The organism is Pseudomonas yamanorum (assembly GCF_013386765.1).
Lineage (GTDB): Bacteria > Pseudomonadota > Gammaproteobacteria > Pseudomonadales > Pseudomonadaceae > Aquipseudomonas > Aquipseudomonas yamanorum_A.
This window is the reverse complement of record NZ_JACARE010000024.1, coordinates 42,826-63,280: the sequence shown is the minus strand read 5'-3', so window position 1 is coordinate 63,280 and position 20,455 is coordinate 42,826. Positions and strand designations below refer to the sequence as shown.

Genomic DNA, 20,455 nt, shown 5'->3' with positions numbered 1-20,455 from the left:
ACGCCGGTTTAGCCGCGACGGGGCAGGGACGCCCCGTCGCGGCGGCCCGCTTCGTGCTACCGGAGCTGAGGGCACACCGAGCATTAGCGAGGTGCCGAGTGGTGGGGCAAGAGCGTTTTGCTTACTTTTGACTGGGCCGGCATTCCGGCTTTTCAAAAGTGAGCCGCTGTAAGAGCGGAACCAATAGTGGCCGTTACCTAAATAACGGATATACACACAAAGCAGAGGCACAACCCATGCTCCAGTTGATCCTCGGCGGCGCCCGCTCCGGCAAAAGCCGCCTGGCTGAAACGCTCGCCACCGACAGCGGCCTGAGCGTCACCTACATCGCCACCAGCCAACCCCTGGACGGCGAAATGAGCGCGCGCGTCGCCCACCATCGCGAGCGTCGCCCAGCCGAATGGGGCTTGATCGAAGAGCCCATCGAACTGGCCCGCGTCCTCAGGGAAAACGCCAGCCCCAACCATTGCCTGCTGGTCGACTGCCTGACCCTCTGGCTCACCAACCTGCTGATGCTCGAAGACCCCGACCGTCTAAAGCAAGAACGCGAAACCCTGCTACAAACCCTGGCCACCCTCCCGGGAGAAATCATTTTTGTCAGCAACGAGACCGGTATGGGTGTCGTGCCGCTGGGCGAATTGACTCGCCGCTATGTCGATGAAGCCGGTTGGCTGCATCAAGCCTTGGCCGAACGTTGTCAGCGCGTTGTCCTGACCGTCGCCGGCCTGCCCCTGACTCTGAAAGGTACTGCGTTATGACCGACACCTGGTGGCTCAACCCCTGCAAAGCAATCGACGCCCAAGCCCACGAACAAGCCCTGGCTCGCCAACAGCAACTGACCAAACCCGCCGGCTCCCTCGGCCAGCTGGAAGCCGTAGCCGTCCAACTGGCCGGCCTCCAGGGCCAGGTCAAACCCAGCGTCGACCACCTGTGGATCGCCATCTTCGCCGGCGACCACGGCGTCGTCGCCGAAGGGGTCTCTGCCTTCCCCCAGGAAGTCACCGGCCAGATGCTCCACAACTTCGTCACCGGCGGCGCCGCCATCAGCGTTCTGGCCCGCCAACTCGACGCGAAACTGGAAGTGGTCGACCTCGGCACCATCACCCCCACACTGAACCTGCCCGGCGTGCGCCACCTCAACATCGGTGCCGGTACCGCCAACTTCGTCAACGGCCCGGCAATGACTGAAGCTCAGGGCCGACTGGCCTTGCAAGCCGGCCGCGACAGCGTGCGTCGCGCCATCGAGAGCGGTGCGCAACTGTTTATCGGCGGCGAAATGGGCATCGGCAACACCACCGCCGCCAGCGCCCTGGCCTGCGCATTGCTGGACTGCCAGGTCAGTGATCTCACCGGCCCCGGCACCGGCCTGAACGCCCAGGGCGTCAGCCACAAAGTCGCGGTGATTGAGCGCGCTCTGGCCCTGCACGCAGGCGAGCGTGATGACCCGCTGAAAACCCTGTTCAACCTCGGCGGCTTCGAAATTGCCGCGCTGGTGGGCGCCTACCTGGCCTGTGCCCAAGAGGGCGTGGTGGTGCTGGTGGACGGCTTTATCTGCACGGTCGCGGCGCTGGTCGCCACGCGCCTCAATCCGGCCTGCCGCGAATGGCTGCTGTTCGGCCATCGCGGTGCCGAGCCCGGTCACCGTCACGTGCTGCAAAGCCTCAATGCTGAACCGCTGCTGGAACTTGGCCTGCGTTTGGGCGAGGGCAGTGGCGCCGCGCTGGCCGTGCCGTTGCTGCGCCTGGCCTGCGCGCTGCACGGGCAGATGGCAACCTTCGCCGAAGCGGCCGTGGCGGACCGTCCGGCATGACCCTGCACCTGGACCTGCTGCGCCACGGCGAAACCGAACTGGGCGGCGGCTTGCGCGGCAGCCTGGACGACGCGCTCACCGCCAGGGGCTGGGAGCAGATGCGTGCGGCGGTGGTGGAGCAGGGCCCGTGGGACCGTGTGGTCAGTTCGCCGCTGCAACGTTGCGCGAGGTTTGCTGATGAGTTGGGCGCACGCCTGAACCTGCCAGTCAGCCTGGAAAAGGATCTGCAGGAGCTGCACTTCGGTGCCTGGGAAGGGCAGAGCGCTGCGGCCTTGATGGAGACCGATGCCGATGCGCTGGGGCTGTTCTGGGCCGATCCCTACAGCTTCACACCGCCCCAGGGCGAGCCGGTGGCGCAGTTTTCCGCCCGGGTGCTGGGCGCTGTCGCCCGCTTGCATCAAGCGTATGACGGCCAGCGCGTGCTGCTGATCAGCCACGGCGGCGTCATGCGTCTACTGCTTGCCCAGGCGCGCGGTCTGCCGCGTGAGCAACTGTTGAATGTCGAAGTCGGCCATGGTGGCCTGTTCAGCCTGCAGGTAGAGGCTGATGGCGTATTGAAGGAAGGACTCTAAGCATGCTGCCGTTCTGGATCGCCTTGCAGTTTCTCAGCAGCCTGCCGATTCGCTTGCCGGGCATGCCGCAGCCCCAGGAGCTGGGACGCTCGTTGCTGTTTTATCCGGTGGTGGGGCTGTTGTTTGGGCTCCTGCTGTGGGGCTTGAACGCCTTGTTGATGGGCGCACCCTTGCTGCTGCATGCCGCGCTGCTGTTGACAGCGTGGGTGCTGCTCAGCGGTGGCCTGCATCTGGATGGCCTGGCCGACAGCGCTGACGCCTGGCTCGGTGGCTTCGGCGACCGCGAGCGCACTCTGACCATCATGAAAGACCCGCGCAGCGGGCCGATCGCGGTGGTCACCCTGGGCCTGGTGTTGCTGCTCAAGTTCACTGCGCTGGTGGCATTGATCGAGCAGCACAACGGCGCCGCGCTGATCCTCGCACCATTGATTGGCCGCGCTTCGATGCTGGCGCTGTTTCTCACTACGCGGTACGTGCGTGCTGGCGGGTTGGGGCAGGCGTTGGCGGATCATCTACCACGGATCGTCGGCCAACAGGTGCTGATCCTCAGCGGTCTGGCGTGTCTCTTGATCGGCGGCTTCAGCGGCGGCATTGCCGTGTTGCTGGCGGCCCTTTGCTTTATCGGCTTGCGCCAACTGATGGTCAATCGCCTTGGCGGCACCACCGGCGACACGGCTGGCGCGTTGCTGGAGCTGCTGGAAGTCGCGGTGTTGATCGGTCTGGCGCTGTAACAGTTTCTTGCATTTCATTAATCCCGGGTATATACACGCTCCATGCTTGCCTCCCAATGTTTATGTACCAACCTGCGTCGCGCCGCTCGTGGCGTCAGCAGGCATTACGACGGCGCTCTCGACGGCTTCGGGATCAACGTTGCCCAGTATTCTCTGCTGTGTAATCTGCAGCGCCTCGATCAACCGAGCATTTCCAGCCTGGCCGATGCCATGGGCCTGGATCGCAGCACGTTGGGGCGCAACCTGCGGGTGCTGGAAGGCGAAGGCCTGGTGCAGTTGGTGGAGGGTGACGACCTGCGTAACCGCCTGGTGTTGCTCACCGAAACCGGGCATGAACGGCTTGCCGCGGCATTGCCGGCCTGGGAAGCGGCGCAGCAAAAATTGATTGATCAGTTGGGCGCCGAAAAGCGCGAAACCCTGTTGGCCTTGCTGGATGAACTCGCTTGATGCGGGTTTGTTCGATGACAAGCGGGTATATACCCGCGAACGGAGAATAAGAATGACCTCGATGTGGCGCACCAGCGGCTGGATTCTAGTGGGGAGTGCGTTGATCCTGGCGTTGTCTCTGGGCGTGCGGCATGGCTTTGGCCTGTTCCTGGCGCCCATGAGTGCCGAGTTTGGCTGGGGCCGTGAAACCTTTGCCTTTGCCATCGCCCTGCAAAACCTGATCTGGGGCCTGGCGCAGCCGTTTACCGGCGCCCTGGCCGACCGCTTCGGCGCTGCCAAGGTGGTGATGATCGGTGGCGTGCTGTATGCGCTGGGCCTGGTGTTCATGGGCTTGTCTGACTCGGCGTGGTCGCTGTCCCTGAGTGCCGGGTTGCTGATCGGCATCGGCCTGTCGGGCACCTCGTTCTCGGTGATTCTCGGGGTGGTGGGGCGTGCCGTGGCGCCGGAAAAACGCAGCATGGCCATGGGTATCGCCAGCGCCGCCGGCTCGTTCGGCCAGTTCGCCATGTTGCCGGGCACCCTCGGTTTGATCGGTTGGCTCGGCTGGTCGGCCGCGTTGCTGGTGCTGGGTGTGATGGTGGCGCTGATCGTGCCGCTGGTGAGCATGCTCAAGGACCGTCCGCTGCCAGCGGTGGCCGGTCAGCAAACTTTGCGTGAGGCCTTGCATGAAGCCTGCTCCCATTCAGGCTTTTGGCTGTTGGCGTTCGGTTTTTTTGTCTGCGGTTTCCAGGTGGTGTTTATCGGTGTGCACTTGCCGTCGTACCTGGTGGACCAGCATTTGCCCGCCTCGGTGGGCACCACAGTGCTGGCATTGATCGGCCTGTTTAATATCTTCGGTACTTACACCGCCGGATGGCTCGGCGGGCGCATGTCCAAGCCGCGCTTGCTGACCGGGTTGTACCTGCTGCGGGCGGTGGTGATTGTGATCTTCCTGTGGGCGCCGGTGACGCAAACCAGTGCCTACCTGTTCGGCATGGCAATGGGCTTCTTGTGGCTGTCCACGGTGCCGCTGACCAACGGTACGGTCGCGACCTTGTTTGGGGTCAGAAACCTTTCCATGCTCGGCGGGATCGTGTTCCTGTTCCACCAACTCGGCTCGTTCCTCGGCGGCTGGCTGGGCGGAGTGGTCTATGATCGAACCGGTAGTTACGATTTGATCTGGCAAGTGGCAATCGTCCTGAGCCTGGTGGCGGCAGCCTTGAACTGGCCGGTGCGCGAGCGGCCGGTGGCACGTTTGCAGGCGCAAATGGGGGTGGCATGAATTCGACCTGGCATTGGCTCGGCGCCGCAGGAGCAGCGCTCTTGCTGCTTCTGGCGTGGTGGGGCTGGCAACAGGGCGGGCTGGCATTGATGCAGTTGGGCATGGCGATCTGTTAAGTTCTGTGTCTGAGACTTTTCAAGGACAGGTGACATGCTGATGCGCTGGCTCGCAGTACCCGCTCTGATGGTGGCTTTTGGCGGTGTCGCCATGGCCGCCGATTGCCCGCCGTTGCTTGAAGGCCAGTTGCCCAAGCTGCGCGCCAAGGAATCCATCGACCTGTGCCAGCGCTTCGCCGGCAAGCCGCTGCTGATCGTCAACACCGCCAGTTTCTGCGGGTTTGCGCCGCAGTTCAAAGGGCTTGAGGCGTTGTATCAGCGCTACAAGGGCCAGGGCCTGGAAGTGATTGGCGTGCCGTCCGATGACTTCAAGCAGGAAGCCAAGACCGGCGAGGAAACCGCCAAGGTTTGTTATGTGAACTACGGCGTGACCTTCACCATGACCGAGCCACAGAAGGTCAAGGGCCCGGACGCGGTGCATCTGTTCAAGATCCTGGCGCAGCAGAGCAGCGCGCCGAAGTGGAATTTCTACAAGTACGTGGTGGACCGCCAGGGCAAGGTGATCGCCAATTTCTCCAGCCTGACCAAGCCGGATAATCCAGACCTGATCAAGGCGCTGGAAGAGGCGCTGGCTTCGAAGCCCTGATCGGCGCCCACTAAAAAGCCCCGCCTCTTGTGCAAGAGAGCGGGGCTTTTTTATGTCGCTTTACATCAGAACTTGTACGTCACGCCCAGGCCGAAACCGTTGGCGCTGTTTTCGTACTTGGCGTTGTAGGACTGGCCCAGTGCGTTAGCGCGTGCAACTTTGACAGGTTCTTCCTTGAGGTAGGAGTAAGCCACGTCGATGGTCATGTTCGGCATTACGTCGTAGCCCAGGCCGAGACTGAAGATCGTCCGGTCACCGGTAGGGATACGAGGCGAGCGATCAGTGTTATTGGTCGGCGACTGGTCGAACGTCAGGCCGGTACGCAGTACCACCTGCTTGGTCACACGGTACGAGGTGCCCAGGGCGTAGGCCCAGGTGTCGTGCCAGTTCTGGTCTTCCTTGATGGTGCCGACAATTTGCGGAGCCAAAGCGCCACTGCCCGCAGCGGCAGATACGCCTTCGTTGTTGACGGTGATGTCTTTCAGTCGGCTCCAGCGCGTCCAGGTTGCGCCCGCATAGAGTTTCCAGGCATCGCTCAAGTCTTGAGTAACAGACAGGTCCCAGGACTCAGGCGTGTCGATCTTCAGCGAGGCGTCATAGCGACCATTGTTCAAGAGAGTGGCAGGAACGTTGGTCCCTTTGGTCACTTCGGTATGGCCTTCGAGCTTGTACTTCACTTTCGAGTGGTAGGTCAGGCCCACACGAGTGGTGTCAGTGGCTTGTACCAGCAGACCGGCGTTGAAGCCGAGCGCGGTGTCATCACCCTTGATCTTGATGTTGTTGGAGCCGGTACCCGCGATTGGCAGGTTGATGTCGGACTCAAGCGTACCGGAGATACGGTTGATAGTCGGACCAAAACCAATGGATACCCGGTCGTTGAAGGCATAGCTGACGGTTGGCTGGAAGGTAATGACCTTCACTTCGCTCTTACTGCCGAATGCTTTGCCCTGGAAGCCACTTTCGTAGTCAGTCACCAGGCCAAATGGTGCATAGACGCCGAAACCGACAGCCCATTGCTCATTGAGTTTATTGGTGTAGAAACCGAAAGGAACGGCAGTAAAAGGCACCATGTCGCCTTTGTTGCTACCGGTGGAGCGGCCACTGACATCTTTTATGTTGGTGGAGGCATCGATCGCTGCAACACCACCTGTAACTTGCTGGCCTTCAAGGCGAGCCATACCGGCAGGGTTACCATAAACGGTGCTTGCGTTATCGGCAGAGGAAGAGCGTCCCGCAAAACCGGTACCCATCCCGGCAACATCTTGTTCGTTGAGGGCGAAGCCGCTCGCGAACACGTGGGAGGATGCCATTGCAACGGCGAGGCTAAGTGTCGTCTTGAGCATTACTTTTTTCATTATTAGAACTCCGTGGTGATCACCGCTGCGGAAAGTAACAATAAATTTATGTTTGCGCTATAGGCTGAAACATAGGAGATAGAGCGGTTTTGTAGGACAATCCGACCAAAATCAACGTTTTTAGCCGAATCTTGCAAATCGCCCGGTCAACAAGCGACGTGATTCATGGGTGAAACACAGGTTTGCCAGGCTTGGGTGAAATCCCTAAGCCGGCCCTGGGGGTGAAATATTTCTTTCCAGATACGCGCCATGGCCAAAACATCGTCGGGTGGCGGCAGGGCAGGGCGGTGTTGTTCCACCAGCAGCCAGGCGATGGCGGTGGCGTAACGCAGGTTGACCGTCAGCTCAAGCTGCGGCCCGCTGAGGAACGCGTGCTGGCTGGCGAGGCCACGAACCAGGCTGGCGCGCTCTGGGTCCAGCGCCAGGTAGTTGTCCCACAAGGCGCGGTGGCGCGGTTCGGTGATGCTGTAGAGGCCATGGCCGCGGCGGTCGTGCAAGGCTGAACCGAGGGCCGACTGGCTGGCGGCGATACCCAGCAGCAGGGATTCGGCAGTCGGGTTATGGCGGCCCAGGTACAGCAGGGTGGGCCGGATCACATAACGACACAATTCGCTGGCGGCGATGCCCATAAAAGCCTCAATCCATGAAATTGGTCGGCGATACCTGAGAGGGGGGCTTGGCAGCAGTGAATCGGATCTCAGGCTCGCCGGAAGCGGATCATGCCGCTTGAGTTGAAGTGTAGTGTCATATTTACGACGTAAAGGACTGTTTTTAAAATATTTTCATCATTTAGTTATATCGTTTATATCAATTTAAACTTAGCGCGCCTGAATTTCAGGCAATAAAAAACCCCGGGTTTTAACCGGGGTTTTTGTGTTTCAGCGATCCGGGTCGATCAGGCAACCAGTGCCTGGCGAGTACGATCGATCACGGCCTGCAGCGGTTCTGCGCTGGAGTATTGATCGGGGTACAGGCGTTCGCTGTGACGAGCGATGCCGTGTTCGTTGACCAGGGTAAAGCTGAAGCAGCCTTTGCGAGCGGCCATGATCAGGCAGTTCATTGGTGCAAAAGCGTTGGTGAGGGTGCGAATGGCATCCTGAGTGTGGATTTGAGTGGACATATTATTGGTGTTCCTACAAATGACACGGTTAAGAACCGTGCAACGTTAAAACGTTCCAGTGACGCTGATCACCATTGATCAAGCGAAGAACCCGACTGGAACAAAGCAGCCAGTTTGAAGCGCTATTAAGTTGGCGCGCTTGGGCTGGCAGGTAGGTACTTAGGAGGGCAGGCAACACAACAGGGGCAAAGGTTCTGGGCCCGGGGTGAAGATCCTGATCAATTTGCAGGTTGGTTCGGTCAGCGTATGGAAACTTCGCGACACCCTTTGCATTGTTCAAAGGCTGTGTCGTCGCAAGTGATACCTGGAAACCATCGAGGTGGTCGATCCCTTTTTGTCGGCGGTGCCGTGAGGGAGTTGTTCGACCAGAATTGACTTTCAGCTTGGTACTAACGCCGCGGATAGTAACGGATTGAAACGTGGAAAGAAAGTGTGCTAGACAAAAAACTTTTCTGGCCTCGGTGCTTCGGTAACATTCCTGGGTCGGGGGCCGACAGAAAAACGCGGTGGATATAACCGCCAGGTGAGTAGTTGTGCACATTGGTTGCGCCCTGTGTAACCGCGCTGACATACACCGTGTAGTGCTCCCGGGTGCCTGCAACTAAAATTTAAGTCAATGAAAAATCGAGCTTTTTTTTATTGGTGAAAAAATCGTCAGTTTGACTGCGGCCCCCGTTCCATGGGCCTTTGCGGGAGTTACATAACGGTTGTCCACTGAGTTATCCACAGGTTCTGTGGATTGTCCCAAGCGCTTGCTCTAGAACGGGCGTGCAGGCTTTTTTCAGCTTTACCTGTACGAAAAAAAGAGTAGAGTGGCGCGCCTTCCGTTCTGTCCCACAGTGCTTTATGAAGTTTCGCTCAGTATCACCTTCTGTTACCGACAGCCCTCAGGTTGTTACCGCACCCAAGCGTTTTTCCCTGAAAGTTGCCTTGTGGTTGCTCGACAGCCCGCGCCTGGGCCACAGCCCCAACGTGAAGCATTTCGCCGGGCATTTGCTCAAGCAACCGGCGCGCGCTGGCGTGGTGGTGGCGCAGAGCCGCCTTGGTCAGTTGATGTGCCGCGAATGCGGCAACGCCCGGGACCGCCGCATCGGCCACGACCTGCTGCGCCAGGCTGCCCGCGCCGGCGACCGCATCGCCCAGCGTGAACTGGGCCAGATCGAAGACTGAGCTGTCCTCATTGCACAGGCTTGGTTAACCTTCTTCTTTTCGGGTGACGGCAGGAATCGCTATGGCTTTTGACTGGACCAGTGTTGTGCTGGGTCTCGCCGCTGCTGGGTTGCCGCTATTGGGCCTGTGCTGGCAGATCCAGCGAAAACTGTCTGCCCGAATGGCCGGCTGGGAATTGCTCGAAGAGCGGCTGGCCACCGCGCAACTGGCCCAGGAAGGGCTCGCCGCGCAGTTGGACGCCAGCCGTGACGAAATCAGCGACCTGAGCCAGGCCAATGCCGCCAAACAGGCCGACCTGGCGGCCGTGCGCCGCGAAGTCGAACTGCTGCAGATCGACCGCGACAACGCCCGCGACGCCGCCCACGCCTGGAACCTCGACCGTTCCTCCAAGGAAACCGAACTGCGTCGCCTGGATGCCTTGGCCGCGTCCCAGCGCGCTGAACTGCGCGAGCAACAGGAAAGCCACCAGCAACGCCTCAACGACCTGCAAGGCTCCCGCGATGAACTGCGCGCGCAGTTCGCCGAACTCGCCGGGAAGATCTTCGACGAGCGCGAGCAGCGCTTCGCCGAGACCAGCCAGCAACGCCTCGGCCAATTGCTCGACCCGCTCAAGGAACGCATCCAGTCGTTCGAAAAACGTGTCGAAGAAAGCTACCAGAGCGAAGCCCGCGAGCGGTTCTCCCTGGCCAAGGAGCTGGAGCGCCTGCAACAGCTGAACCTGCGCCTGTCCGACGAAGCCACCAACCTGACGCGCGCCCTCAAGGGCCAGAAAACCCAGGGCAACTGGGGCGAATTGATTCTGGAGCGGGTGCTGGAACATGCGGGCCTGGAGAAGGGCCGCGAGTACCAGACCCAGGTCAGCCTCAAAGGCCCGGACGGCGAACGCTTCCAGCCTGACGTGCTGATCATGCTGCCGGGTGACAAGCAGGTGGTGGTGGATTCCAAGGTCAGCCTGACCGCCTATCAACAGTACGTGGCCGAGGACGACCAAGCGATCGGCCAGGCGGCCCTGAAGCAACACGTGCTGTCCTTGCGTAACCACGTAAAAGGCTTGGCCGGCAAGGACTACAAGCGTCTGGAAGGCTTGCACAGCCTGGACTTTGTCCTGTTGTTCGTGCCCATCGAAGCCGCGTTTTCGGCAGCGCTTCAAGCGGAGCCGAACCTGTTCCAGGAAGCGTTCGACCGCAATATCGTGATCGTCAGCCCGACTACCCTGCTGGCCACCTTGCGGGTGATCGACAGCTTGTGGAAACAGGAACGGCAAAGCCAGAACGCCCGGGAAATTGCCGAGCGTGCCGGTTGGCTCTACGACAAGTTCGTACTGTTTATCCAGGACCTGGACGAGGTGGGCAACCGCCTGCAACAGTTGGACAAAGCCTACAGCGCAGCGCGCAACAAGCTGACAGATGGACGCGGAAACCTGGTGAGCCGTACCGAGCAATTGAAGCTGCTCGGTGCCCGCGCCAGCAAAAGCCTGCCGGCTGACCTGCTGGAGCGGGCAATGACCGATGAAGACGGCGTGGCGCAGTTACCGGAATAGTCACCGGCCCCTGTAGGAGCTGGCTTGCCTGCGATAGCATCAACTCGGTTTCACGTCAGAGACCGAGTCGCCTGCATCGCAGGCAAGCCAGCTCCTACAGTGGTCAGAGCGGCAGGTGCCGGCTCAACAACGCCCGCAACGCCGCCGGCTTCACCGGCTTGGCCAGGTAATCCAGCCCCGCCGCATGCACCTGGGCCACCATCTCCGGCCGTCCATCGGCACTGATCACCACGCCCGGAATCGGCTCTGCCAATTGCGCCCGCAGCCAGCCCATCAACTCGGTGCCGGTCTCCCCGTGGTCGAGGTGATAATCCACCAGGGCCAGTTGCGGCCGCACACCCTCCGCCAGCAGCGCGGCACATTGCGCCTGGTCGCGCGCGGTCCACACTTCACAGCCCCAGCGCGTCAGCAAACTGCGCATGCCGATCAGGATGCTTTCTTCGTTATCCACACACAGTACCTGGGCGCCACTCAACGGCTGGCCGTTTTCCGGTACCGGCTTGGCGGGGGCGCTGACCTGGCTGCGGGCCAACGGCACCCGTACGCTGAAGACGCTGCCCTTGCCCGGCCATGAACGCACGCTCAAGCGGTGCCCAAGCACGCGGCACAAGCCGTCGGCAATCGCCAGGCCCAGGCCCAGGCCTTTTTCCGCGCGGGTCTGGTGACTGTCCAGGCGTTTGAATTCCTCGAAGATGACTTTCTGCTTGTCCTGGGGAATGCCGGGGCCTCGGTCCCACACTTCCAGGCACAATTCACCACGCCGGCGCCGCACACCCAGCAGCACCGGCCCGTCGGCATAGCGGAACGCGTTGGTGAGGAAATTCTGCAACACCCGGCGCAGCAACTTGATGTCACTGTCGACCCGCAAACGGCTACCCCGCAGCCGGAAACGCAAACCCTGTTCCTGGGCCAGCGCCTTGAACTCGGCACCCAACGTATCAAACAGTTCGTTGAGCACGAAGGGCTGGCGCTGCGGATTGATCTTGCCGTTTTCCAGGCGCGAAATATCCAGCAGGTCGCTGATCAGGTCTTCCGCCGAACGCAGTGAACTGTCCAGATGCTGCACCAGTTGCCGGGCATCCGCCGACATGCCGTCGTTCTGGTGGGAGAGGGCGGCAGAAAACAACCGCGCGGCGTTCAGCGGCTGCATCAAGTCGTGGCTGACGGCCGCGAGGAACCGGGTTTTCGACTGGCTGGCGGTCTCGGCCACACCCTTTGCATCAGTGAGTGCGACGTTCAGTTGCGACAGTTCGTGGGTACGCTCGGTCACCCGTTGCTCCAGCCCTTCGTTGGCCTCGGTCAGTGCCTGCTCGGCTTCGCGGAACGCGGTGATGTCGGTGAAGCTCATCACAAACCCTCCGCCCGGCATCGGGTTGCCGATCAACTCGATCACCCGGCCATTGGGAAACAGCCGTTCGGACGTGTGTGCGCGACCCTGGCGCATCCAGTGCAGGCGGCGCGCCACGTGCACTTCCGCCTCGCCCGGGCCGCACAGCCCGCGTTCGGCGTTGTAGCGAATGATGTCGGCAATCGGCCGGCCCACACTGATCAGGCCTTCGGGGTAATTGAACAGCTCCAGGTAGCGTCGGTTCCACGCCACCAGCCGCAGGGACTGGTCCACCACGCTGATGCCCTGGGTGATGTTTTCGATGGCGCCTTGCAACAGCGCCCGGTTGAATTGCAGCACTTCCGACGCTTCGTCGGCGATGCGTACTACGTCCTCCAGCTGCATTTCCCGGCCTTCGATGGCAGCTTTCACCACCGCCCGGGTCGATGAAGCACCCAGCACACCGGCCAGCAAGCGTTCGGTGTGGGCGATCCAGTCATTGTCGGCGTTCTGGTTGGGATTGAAGCCTTTACCCTGGCGATAGGCGAAACGCACGAAACTCTGATGCGCCCGTTCTTCGCCGACAAAACGCGCCGCCAGGCTGAGCAAATCGTTGATCTGCACCGAGAGCATCGAGCGGGCGCTGGCCCGCTGGCTGATTTCCTGGCCGATAAAGCGCCCGGCCTGCCAATGCTCCGAGACCCGGGTGCGCGAGAGCATCGAGACCCAGACGAACAAGGTGAAGTTACCCGCCAGGGAAAATACGGTGCCCAGCGTCAGGGAGGTCACGGACAGACCCAGCGGGTGCGAATGCAGCCACGTCATGCCGGGGAAAAGGCTGAACGACCAGCCGAGACTTTTCGCAGTGACCGGCAGGACCAAGGTGTAGAACCACAGGAATGTGCCCGCCGCCAACCCGGCAAATACCCCGCGCCGGTTGGCCTGTTTCCAATACAGCGCGCCCAGCATCGCCGGCGCCAGTTGCGTCACGGCAGCAAACGCAATCTGGCCAATCGTTGCCAGGCTGGCAGAGGAACCCAGCAGCCGGTAACTGACATAAGCCAGCAGCAAAATGATCACAATGCTCACCCGGCGCACCGACAGCATCCAGTGCCGAAACACCTCGAACGGCCGCTCGGCGCTGGAGCGGCGCAGCAGCCAGGGCAGCAGCATGTCGTTGGAAACCATGGTCGACAGCGCGATGCTCGCGACGATCACCATGCCCGTGGCCGCCGAGGCACCACCGATAAACGCCAGCACGGCGAGGGCCGGATGGGCTTCGGCCAACGGCAGGCTGATCACGTAGGAATCCGGCAATACCGAGCCCGGCAGCAGCATCTTGCCGCCGAGGGCAATCGGGATCACAAACAGCGCCGCCAGGATCAGATAGGCCGGGAACACCCACTTGGCCAGGCGCAGGTCCTGCGGGTCGATATTCTCCACCACGGTCACGTGAAACTGCCGGGGCAGGCAGATGATCGCCATCATCGCGACGCCGGTCTGCACCACCATCGAAGGCCAGTTGACGGTCTCTTTCCAGTATTCCTCCAGCCGTGGCGCAAGCATTGCCTGGCTGAACAGGTCGTCGAAACCGTCGTACAGGCCGTAGGTCACAAACGCCCCGACGGCGAGAAACGCGAACAGCTTGACCAGGGATTCAAAGGCAATCGCCAGCACCATGCCCCGGTGGTGTTCCGTGGCGTCCAGGTTGCGGGTACCAAACACAATGGTGAACAGCGCCAGTACCAGTGACACGATCAGCGCCGTGTCCTGGGAACGGGTGCCGGTGGTATCGGCGCTGGCACCGATCAGCAGGTTCACCCCGAGCACGATGCCTTTGAGCTGCAAGGCGATATAAGGCAGGACGCCCACCAGGCAGATCAGCGCCACCACCACCGCAAGGGATTGGGATTTGCCGTAGCGGGCGGCGATAAAGTCGGCGATGGAGGTGATGTTTTCCTGCTTGCTGATCAGCACCATTTTCTGCAGGACCCAGGGCGCCAGCACCAGCAGCAGCACCGGTCCCAGGTAGATCGGTAAAAATGCCCACAACTGTTCGGCCGCCTGGCCTACGGCACCAAAGAAGGTCCAACTGGTGCAATACACCGCCAGCGACAGGCTATACACCCAGGCACGCATCCGCGGCGGCAACGGCGCATGGCGACGGTCACCGTAAAAGGCGATGGCAAACATAATGGCCATATAGGCCAGGGCAACGGCGGCGATCAGCCCGCTGGACAGCGTCATGAGAACTCCAGACATAAGAACGCCCGGGCATTCCCGGCCCGGGCGAACAGTCTCGCATGATGCTTGGCGTTAGTCAGTGTCGACCAAGGTCGGAGCGTGGTGTGATGTCGCAGCTTTTGCTTACGCGCTGAAACCACCGTCGATGGTCAGGCTGGCGCCGGTGATATAGCCGGCTTCAGGGCCAACCAGATAGGCGACGAAACTGGCGATCTCTTCCACATGGCCATAACGGCCCACGGCCATGAAACCGATCAGGCTCTCGGCGAAATCACCGCTTGCCGGGTTCATGTCGGTGTCCACCGGGCCTGGCTGCACGTTATTGATGGTGATGCCCCGTGGCCCCAGGTCGCGTGCCAGGCCTTTGGTCAAACCCACCAGCGCCGACTTGCTCATGGCGTACGGGCCGCCACCGGCAAATGGCATGCGTTCGGCGTTGGTGCTGCCGATGTTGATGATGCGGCCACCTTCGCCCATGTGCCGCGCGGCTTCCTGGGTGGCGACAAACACGCTGCGCACGTTGATCGCCAGGGTGCGGTCGAAGTCTTCCAGTTTGAAATCTTCCAGCGGGCCCACGGCCAGCACGCCTGCGTTGTTCACCAGGATATCCAGGCGCCCGAAGGCGTTGACGGTGGCGTTGACGGCGCTGCGGATGGCGTCTGCATCGGCGCTGTCGGCATGAATCGCCAGGGCTTTGCCGCCTTCGCTGATCACGCTGTTCTGCAATTCCTCGGCCTTGGCGGCCGAGCTGACGTAGGTAAAGGCGACCGCTGCGCCCTGGGCGGCCAGGCGCTTGACGATGGCGGCGCCGATACCGCGGGAACCGCCCTGGATCAAGGCGACTTTGCCGCTGAGGTTTTGTGTGGTCATGTCGTTCTCCAAAAGGTGTGTTGAGGTTGGAGCCGAGTATCGACCTCACCCGGCGCGCCCGGTAGACCGCGATTGCTATAGTCTGTGTAAACCAAAAGTTTAGAGTGGGGCGATATGGAAAGCTTTGGCAGTATCGAATGCTTCGTGCGCAGCGCCGAAGGTGGCAGCTTTGCCGAAGCTGCCCGACACCTGAGCCTGACTCCAGCGGCTGTAGGCAAAAGCGTGGCCAAGCTGGAGGCGCGCCTCGGTGTGCGGCTGTTCCAGCGTAGCACCCGGCGTCTGACCCTGACGGAAGCCGGGAAGCTGTTCCTGGAGGAAGTCAGTGGCAGCCTCACCACCATTCAAAACGCTGTGGCCAATCTGGCCAGCGCTGAAGGGCGGCCGGTGGGTACGCTTAAGGTGAGCATGGGCACGGTGTTCGGCAACCGTTATGTGGTGCCGTTACTGGGGGAGTTTCTAAAGCGTTTTCCTGACATCAACCCCGACTGGCATTTCGACAACCGCCAGGTGGACCTGATTGGCCAAGGCTTCGATGCCGCGATCGGCGGTGGTTTTGAACTGCCCCAAGGCGTGGTCGCGCGCAAGCTGGCACCGGCGCACCGGATTCTGCTGGCTTCGCCGGATTACCTGGCCCAACGTAAGCCGGTGGTCGTGCCCGAGGACTTGTCGCTGTGCAACGGCATCCTGATCCGTTCACCGCAAACCGGGCGCGTGCGTTCCTGGCAACTCACCCACCGCACCCGCGAACAACGCCCGCTGGTGCTCAAGCCGCGCATGACCATGAGCGACTCCGGCGCCGCCTGTTGCGCCAGCGCCCAAGGCCTTGGCGTTGCGCTGGTCAGCATGCCGATGGCGGTTCCGTATCTGGACAGTGGCCAGCTGGTGCGGGTGCTGCCCGACTGGTACGTCGACGACGGCAATATCTCGCTGTACTACGCCGAACACAAACTGCTGCCCGGCAAGACCCGGGCGTTTGTGGAGTTCATCCTTGAGCAGTTTGTCGAGCGCCAGCTGGGGCAGCGGTTCAGTGCCATTTGAGTGATGGCGTTACACCGAGGCGTGGCCATCGCGGGCAAGCCCGGCTCCCACATTTGATCTGCGCCAGACACAGAAGTAGCGGCACACTCAGTCACTGTGGGAGCCGGGCTTGCCCGCGATGGCCACGACTCGGTCTTAACGGCGCCCCGGCCAACCGATGACTTTCTTCGGCCTCGGCGTCGCATACGTGCGGATCTTCGAGGTCGACAGCCCCAGCCGCACCAATCCTTCGGCAATCGTCACCGCCGCCGTTACACCGTCCACCACCGGCACGCCTGTTCGGTGGCGAATCTGATCATCCAGCCCGGCCATGCCGCCGCAGCCCAGGCAGATCACTTCGGCCTTGTCTTCGCTGATCGCCAGCTCAGCCTGGCGCACGATGGCTTCCATGGCCCGCAGCGGGTCTTCTTCCAGCTCCAGCACCGCCATGCCGCTGGCACGCACCGACGCGCAACGCTGATACAAACCCGCCAGTTTCAGCCGGTCCTCGATCAGCGGCACGGTGCGGTCCAGGGTGGTCACCACCGAATACGCATGCCCGAGGAACATCGCGGTGCTGGCGGCCGCTTCGGTGATGTCCACCACCGGTACGTTGAGCAGCTCCTGCAACCCTTCGCGGCCATGCTCGCCGTACCCGGCCTGGATCACCGCGTCGAACGGCTGGTCGTAGGCCATCACCCGGTCCATCACCGCGATGGCCGCCAGGTAGCTTTCAAAGTTACCTTCCACCGACTCGGCACCAAAAAACGGGGTCAGCCCGACGATCTCTGTGCCGGGGGACGCCACCGCCCGTGCCTGTTTGGCGATGGCCTCGGTGATGGATTCGGTGGTGTTGACGTTGACCACAAGGATGCGCATGGAATGTCCTTACTTAATGACTGACGTTATCGACTGCAATGCTTTCGCCGCTCACATCGGCGTAATACGGCTGGCGCTTGGCAAACAGCAGGTACAGCAGCCCTGCAATACCGGCGCCAATCAGCCAGGAGAAGGGCGAGACGTGGGCAAAACCGGGCAGCAGGGCGAGGAGAATGGCGATCACCGCCGCAGGAATGAAGGCCGCTACGGCGCGCAGATTGACGCCACGGCTGTAGTAATAAGCGCCCTTCGGGTCTTCGCTATACAGCTGCGGCACATCCACCTGGCTTTTGCGGATCAGCCAGTAGTCGACCATGATCACGCCGTACAACGGCCCCAGCAGAGCGCCCAGCCCCGAGAGGAAATACACGATCACCAGCGGGCTGTTGTAGAGATTCCACGGCAGGATCAGCACCGCCACGGTGGCGCTGATCAGCCCGGCGCGGCGGAAGTTCAGGTACTTGGGCGCCAGGTTGCTCAGCACAAAGGCCGGCGCGACAAAGTTGGCCATGATATTCACCGCCACGGTCACAATCAGGAACGCCAGGCAGCCCAGCACCAGGAAGAAGGTGTTCGGAATTGCCGCGATGATTTCCGTGGGGCTCTCGATCACCCGGCCGTTGAGGTGGAACTGCCCGCCACACAGCAGCACGGTGATGGCGGCGAACACCAGGATATTCACCGGCAGGCCCCAGAAGTTGCCGACCTTGATGGTCTTGCGGCATGGGGAGGAGCGGGCGAAGTCGCAGAAATTCAGGATCAGCGTGCCGTAGATCGCCAGCCACAGCGCACCGCCGGCGAAAATATTGCGCCACATCTCGCCACCCGTCAGCGGTTCGCGGATCGACCAGGCGATCTGGCCGCCGGCCTGGAAATACATCCAGCCGGCCAGCGATGCCACAGTCAGCAAAATCACCGGCCCGGCGAAGGCTTCATAGCGGCGCACCATCTCCATGCCGTAGGCGAGGATGGCCAACTGCACAAACCAGATCGCCACGAAACACGCCCAGCCGAGGGTCGACAGGCCGAGGATCGCGTTGTGGTCGTAGTCGGCAAAACCAGGGTGAACCGCCGTCAACAGCACGCGGAAAACCACCGAGGCCAGGTAGGTCTGAATCCCGAACCAGGCAATCGCGATCACCGCGCGAATCAGCGCCGGAATCTGCGCGCCATGGATGCCGAAACTGATGCGGCTGATCACCGGAAACGGCACGCCGGTCTTCTGCCCCATATAGCCCGACAGGTTCATGAAGAAGTACACCAGCGCCGCGCCGATCCCCAGTGACAGCAGAATCTGCCAGCCGCCCAGGCCCAGCGCATACAGGCCAATGGCGAAGGAATAGTTGGCGATGTTGTGCACATCGTTGGTCCACAGGGCAAAGATACTGTAGCGGCCCCAACGTCGACCCTCGGCCTTGGTGGGCGCCAGGTCCTTGTTGTGCAGACGCGGGCTGAGCACCAGCGGGCCGGGGCTCGTGGCCTCGGGGTTCAGGGAGGAGGAGGGCAGATCCAGTGCGATGTTATTGGAGAGACTTGTACGCATTCCGGCAGGCTCCTGGACATCAGCAGGCGGGCGGCTGATGTCAAAGTGTATGTATCTTTTTTATTAATTGTATACAAAGTGTGTTTTGCCTTAAGCCACATGCGTGCCAGATTTTCGCTTGGAAAAATGTCGGAGGATTTGGTTTTTAGAGTGATTGGAAATAAACAGCTGAATTTAAAGCGATATAAATTGACCGATTGAACAGCTATTTATTTTGTAGCGCAGGGACGGGACGGGATTTAAACGGTGGTACTACGCAGGAGGGTGTAACTTTTCGGTGCATGATTTTATAAGTGCACACAAAAATGGCACCGATGGTGACATTTCTGTGTACAGGATTTTGAGGCAGGCGTTACGCCTTGCTGATGATATTCCCGGCGTGCAACCCGCATTCCTTCTGGGTTGCTTCTTCCCACCACCAACGGCCTTCGCGTTCGTGCTGGTTCGGCAGTACCGGGCGGGTGCAGGGCTCACAGCCGATGCTGATAAAGCCGCGCTCGTGCAGGCTGTTGTACGGCAGTTCCAGCATGCGGATGTAACCCCAGATCTCTTCGCTGGTCATCTGCGCCAGCGGGTTGAACTTGTACAGGGTGCGTTCAGGGGTGGAGAAGGCGCTGTCGATTTCCAGTGCGGCCACCTGGCTGCGGGTGCCGGGGCTCTGGTCGCGGCGCTGGCCGGTGGCCCAGGCGCTCACGCCGGACAGCTTGCGGCGCAGCGGTTCGATCTTGCGCACGCCGCAGCACTCGCCGTGGCCGTCCTTGTAGAAACTGAACAGGCCCTTTGCCTTGACGAAGGGTTCCAGTTTGCTCTGGTCGGGCGAGATCAGCTCGATGTCGATCTTGTAGAACTCACGCACCTGCTCGATAAACCGGTAGGTCTCCGGATGCAGGCGGCCGGTGTCGAGGCTGAACACCTTGACGTTCTTGTTCAGCTTCCAGGCCATGTCGACCAGCACCACGTCCTCGGCACCGCTGAAAGAGATCCACAGGTCGTCGCCAAACTGGCTGAATGCCAGCTTGAGAATGTCCTGGGCGGATTTGTTGGCATAAGTCGCGGCGAGTTCAGCGACGTCGAAGGCTTGGTTCATCAGGACGGTTCCTACAGGTCAATGGCGCTTAGCGCTCTATAGGAGGGCGATGGTAACAAAATCCCGCCTGCGTTGCGGCGGCCAGCGTGAATCGCTAGAGTTCGGCAGTCCTTTTGCTCGCTCAACTCAATAACTTTAAATGGGAGTGTCTTGTGGAAATTGCCTGTCTCGACCTGGAAGGGGTGCTGGTCCCGGAAATCTGGATCGCCTTCGCCGAAAAAACCGGTATTGAATCCTTGCGGGCCACCACCCGGGACATTCCCGACTACGACGTGCTGATGAAACAACGCCTGCGCATTCTGGATGAGCACGGGCTGAAGCTGTCGGATATCCAGGAAGTGATCGCCACCCTCAAGCCCCTGGACGGCGCCATCGAGTTCGTCAACTGGCTGCGCGAGCGCTTCCAGGTGGTGATCCTGTCGGACACGTTCTATGAGTTCTCCCAGCCGTTGATGCGCCAACTGGTTTTCCCTACCTTGCTGTGCCATCGCTTGATCACCGACGAGAACGACCGGGTGGTGAGCTACCAGCTGCGTCAGAAAGATCCCAAGCGTCAGTCGGTACTGGCCTTCAAGACCCTGTACTACCGAGTGATTGCCGCCGGTGACTCCTACAACGACACCACCATGCTCGGTGAAGCGGACCGTGGGATCCTGTTCCACGCGCCGGAGAACGTGATCCGCGAGTTCCCGCAGTTCCCGGCGGTGCATACGTTTGAGGATTTGAAGAAAGAGTTCATCAAGGCGTCGAATCGACAGTTGAGCCTGTAAGTTATTTGGC

At 61.0% G+C, this 20,455-nt stretch carries 19 protein-coding genes; 11 read left to right on the top strand and 8 right to left on the bottom strand.

Annotated elements, in window-relative coordinates; translation table 11 throughout:
- Positions 1-236: 236 nt before the first annotated feature.
- The 7 genes from cobU (at position 237) to HX875_RS19590 (ending at position 5,523) form a co-directional block, all read left to right on the top strand.
- Positions 237-758 carry a bifunctional adenosylcobinamide kinase/adenosylcobinamide-phosphate guanylyltransferase gene (gene cobU / locus HX875_RS19620; RefSeq protein WP_177044808.1) on the top strand — a complete coding sequence of 174 codons (522 nt, stop codon included), beginning with the start codon at positions 237-239 and terminating at the stop codon, positions 756-758.
- On the top strand, positions 755-1,810 hold the full coding sequence (gene cobT / locus HX875_RS19615) for a nicotinate-nucleotide--dimethylbenzimidazole phosphoribosyltransferase (protein WP_177044806.1): 1,056 nt from the start codon (positions 755-757) through the stop codon (positions 1,808-1,810). Before cobU ends, cobT begins: the two co-directional genes overlap by 4 nt.
- Complete coding sequence (gene cobC / locus HX875_RS19610; RefSeq protein ID WP_177044804.1) at positions 1,807-2,382, top strand: alpha-ribazole phosphatase family protein; 576 nt, start codon at positions 1,807-1,809, stop codon at positions 2,380-2,382. Before cobT ends, cobC begins: the two co-directional genes overlap by 4 nt.
- A gap of 2 nt (positions 2,383-2,384) precedes the next feature.
- Complete coding sequence (locus HX875_RS19605) at positions 2,385-3,113, top strand: adenosylcobinamide-GDP ribazoletransferase (RefSeq protein WP_177044802.1); 729 nt, start codon at positions 2,385-2,387, stop codon at positions 3,111-3,113.
- A 42-nt stretch (positions 3,114-3,155) separates the two neighbouring features.
- The gene (locus tag HX875_RS19600; RefSeq protein ID WP_177044800.1) at positions 3,156-3,560 is read left to right on the top strand and encodes a MarR family winged helix-turn-helix transcriptional regulator; all 405 of its coding nucleotides are present in this window, start codon (positions 3,156-3,158) and stop codon (positions 3,558-3,560) included.
- A 61-nt stretch (positions 3,561-3,621) separates the two neighbouring features.
- On the top strand, positions 3,622-4,821 hold the full coding sequence (locus HX875_RS19595; protein ID WP_177045156.1) for an MFS transporter: 1,200 nt from the start codon (positions 3,622-3,624) through the stop codon (positions 4,819-4,821).
- A 150-nt stretch (positions 4,822-4,971) separates the two neighbouring features.
- Positions 4,972-5,523 (top strand): glutathione peroxidase, encoded by a 552-nt coding sequence (locus HX875_RS19590; protein ID WP_177044798.1) that lies wholly within the window; start codon positions 4,972-4,974, stop codon positions 5,521-5,523.
- Positions 5,524-5,588: 65 nt separating this feature from the next.
- On the opposite strand, the gene HX875_RS19585 is transcribed toward HX875_RS19590, so the two are convergent.
- From HX875_RS19585 to HX875_RS19575, 3 genes are all read right to left on the bottom strand, one after another.
- Positions 5,589-6,878, bottom strand: a complete 1,290-nt coding sequence (locus HX875_RS19585) for an OmpP1/FadL family transporter (RefSeq protein ID WP_177044796.1) — start codon at positions 6,876-6,878, stop codon at positions 5,589-5,591.
- A gap of 146 nt (positions 6,879-7,024) precedes the next feature.
- The gene (locus tag HX875_RS19580) at positions 7,025-7,507 is read right to left on the bottom strand and encodes a hypothetical protein (protein ID WP_177044794.1); all 483 of its coding nucleotides are present in this window, start codon (positions 7,505-7,507) and stop codon (positions 7,025-7,027) included.
- Positions 7,508-7,773: 266 nt separating this feature from the next.
- A complete protein-coding gene (locus tag HX875_RS19575; protein WP_003214941.1) occupies positions 7,774-7,998 on the bottom strand; it encodes a hypothetical protein in 225 nt (74 codons plus the stop codon).
- 846 nt (positions 7,999-8,844) lie between these two features.
- On the opposite strand from HX875_RS19575, the gene HX875_RS19570 reads away from it, so the two are divergent.
- Positions 8,845-9,168: a hypothetical protein gene (locus tag HX875_RS19570; RefSeq protein ID WP_026078187.1), complete on the top strand. Its 324-nt coding sequence runs from the start codon at positions 8,845-8,847 to the stop codon at positions 9,166-9,168.
- Between the two features lie 175 nt (positions 9,169-9,343).
- Positions 9,344-10,708, top strand: a complete 1,365-nt coding sequence (gene rmuC / locus HX875_RS19565; protein WP_177045154.1) for a DNA recombination protein RmuC — start codon at positions 9,344-9,346, stop codon at positions 10,706-10,708.
- A 103-nt stretch (positions 10,709-10,811) separates the two neighbouring features.
- On the opposite strand, the gene HX875_RS19560 is transcribed toward rmuC, so the two are convergent.
- A complete protein-coding gene (locus tag HX875_RS19560; protein WP_177044792.1) occupies positions 10,812-14,282 on the bottom strand; it encodes a hybrid sensor histidine kinase/response regulator in 3,471 nt (1,156 codons plus the stop codon).
- A gap of 120 nt (positions 14,283-14,402) precedes the next feature.
- Positions 14,403-15,149 (bottom strand): 3-oxoacyl-ACP reductase family protein, encoded by a 747-nt coding sequence (locus HX875_RS19555; protein WP_177044785.1) that lies wholly within the window; start codon positions 15,147-15,149, stop codon positions 14,403-14,405.
- Between the two features lie 114 nt (positions 15,150-15,263).
- Between HX875_RS19555 and HX875_RS19550 the strand changes: the two genes are divergently transcribed.
- Positions 15,264-16,187, top strand: coding sequence for a LysR family transcriptional regulator (locus HX875_RS19550; RefSeq protein ID WP_177044783.1), 924 nt, complete (start codon positions 15,264-15,266; stop codon positions 16,185-16,187).
- A 135-nt stretch (positions 16,188-16,322) separates the two neighbouring features.
- Here the strand turns inward: HX875_RS19550 and HX875_RS19545 are convergent, their stop codons facing one another.
- The 3 genes from HX875_RS19545 to HX875_RS19535 all read right to left on the bottom strand — a co-directional run bounded on the left by HX875_RS19545 (position 16,323) and on the right by HX875_RS19535 (position 19,675).
- A complete protein-coding gene (locus HX875_RS19545; RefSeq protein ID WP_177044781.1) occupies positions 16,323-17,045 on the bottom strand; it encodes an aspartate/glutamate racemase family protein in 723 nt (240 codons plus the stop codon).
- Between the two features lie 13 nt (positions 17,046-17,058).
- Complete coding sequence (locus HX875_RS19540; protein WP_177044779.1) at positions 17,059-18,588, bottom strand: NCS1 family nucleobase:cation symporter-1; 1,530 nt, start codon at positions 18,586-18,588, stop codon at positions 17,059-17,061.
- Between the two features lie 352 nt (positions 18,589-18,940).
- Entirely contained in the window at positions 18,941-19,675 is a 735-nt protein-coding gene (locus HX875_RS19535; RefSeq protein ID WP_177044777.1) for a phosphoadenylyl-sulfate reductase, read from the bottom strand.
- A 152-nt stretch (positions 19,676-19,827) separates the two neighbouring features.
- Between HX875_RS19535 and thrH the strand changes: the two genes are divergently transcribed.
- Positions 19,828-20,445, top strand: coding sequence for a bifunctional phosphoserine phosphatase/homoserine phosphotransferase ThrH (gene thrH / locus HX875_RS19530; protein ID WP_177044776.1), 618 nt, complete (start codon positions 19,828-19,830; stop codon positions 20,443-20,445).
- The last annotated feature ends 10 nt before the right edge of the window (positions 20,446-20,455 follow it).

Coding starts and splice junctions, on each gene's coding strand:
- cobU (WP_177044808.1), top strand. CDS start 237: ATGCTCCAGTTGATCCTCGGCGGCGCCCGCTCCGGCAAAAGCCGCCTG.
- cobT (WP_177044806.1), top strand. CDS start 755: ATGACCGACACCTGGTGGCTCAACCCCTGCAAAGCAATCGACGCCCAA.
- cobC (WP_177044804.1), top strand. CDS start 1,807: ATGACCCTGCACCTGGACCTGCTGCGCCACGGCGAAACCGAACTGGGC.
- HX875_RS19605 (WP_177044802.1), top strand. CDS start 2,385: ATGCTGCCGTTCTGGATCGCCTTGCAGTTTCTCAGCAGCCTGCCGATT.
- HX875_RS19600 (WP_177044800.1), top strand. CDS start 3,156: ATGCTTGCCTCCCAATGTTTATGTACCAACCTGCGTCGCGCCGCTCGT.
- HX875_RS19595 (WP_177045156.1), top strand. CDS start 3,622: ATGTGGCGCACCAGCGGCTGGATTCTAGTGGGGAGTGCGTTGATCCTG.
- HX875_RS19590 (WP_177044798.1), top strand. CDS start 4,972: ATGCTGATGCGCTGGCTCGCAGTACCCGCTCTGATGGTGGCTTTTGGC.
- HX875_RS19585 (WP_177044796.1), bottom strand. CDS start 6,878: ATGAAAAAAGTAATGCTCAAGACGACACTTAGCCTCGCCGTTGCAATG.
- HX875_RS19580 (WP_177044794.1), bottom strand. CDS start 7,507: ATGGGCATCGCCGCCAGCGAATTGTGTCGTTATGTGATCCGGCCCACC.
- HX875_RS19575 (WP_003214941.1), bottom strand. CDS start 7,998: ATGTCCACTCAAATCCACACTCAGGATGCCATTCGCACCCTCACCAAC.
- HX875_RS19570 (WP_026078187.1), top strand. CDS start 8,845: ATGAAGTTTCGCTCAGTATCACCTTCTGTTACCGACAGCCCTCAGGTT.
- HX875_RS19560 (WP_177044792.1), bottom strand. CDS start 14,282: ATGACGCTGTCCAGCGGGCTGATCGCCGCCGTTGCCCTGGCCTATATG.
- HX875_RS19555 (WP_177044785.1), bottom strand. CDS start 15,149: ATGACCACACAAAACCTCAGCGGCAAAGTCGCCTTGATCCAGGGCGGT.
- HX875_RS19550 (WP_177044783.1), top strand. CDS start 15,264: ATGGAAAGCTTTGGCAGTATCGAATGCTTCGTGCGCAGCGCCGAAGGT.
- HX875_RS19545 (WP_177044781.1), bottom strand. CDS start 17,045: ATGCGCATCCTTGTGGTCAACGTCAACACCACCGAATCCATCACCGAG.
- HX875_RS19540 (WP_177044779.1), bottom strand. CDS start 18,588: ATGCGTACAAGTCTCTCCAATAACATCGCACTGGATCTGCCCTCCTCC.
- HX875_RS19535 (WP_177044777.1), bottom strand. CDS start 19,675: ATGAACCAAGCCTTCGACGTCGCTGAACTCGCCGCGACTTATGCCAAC.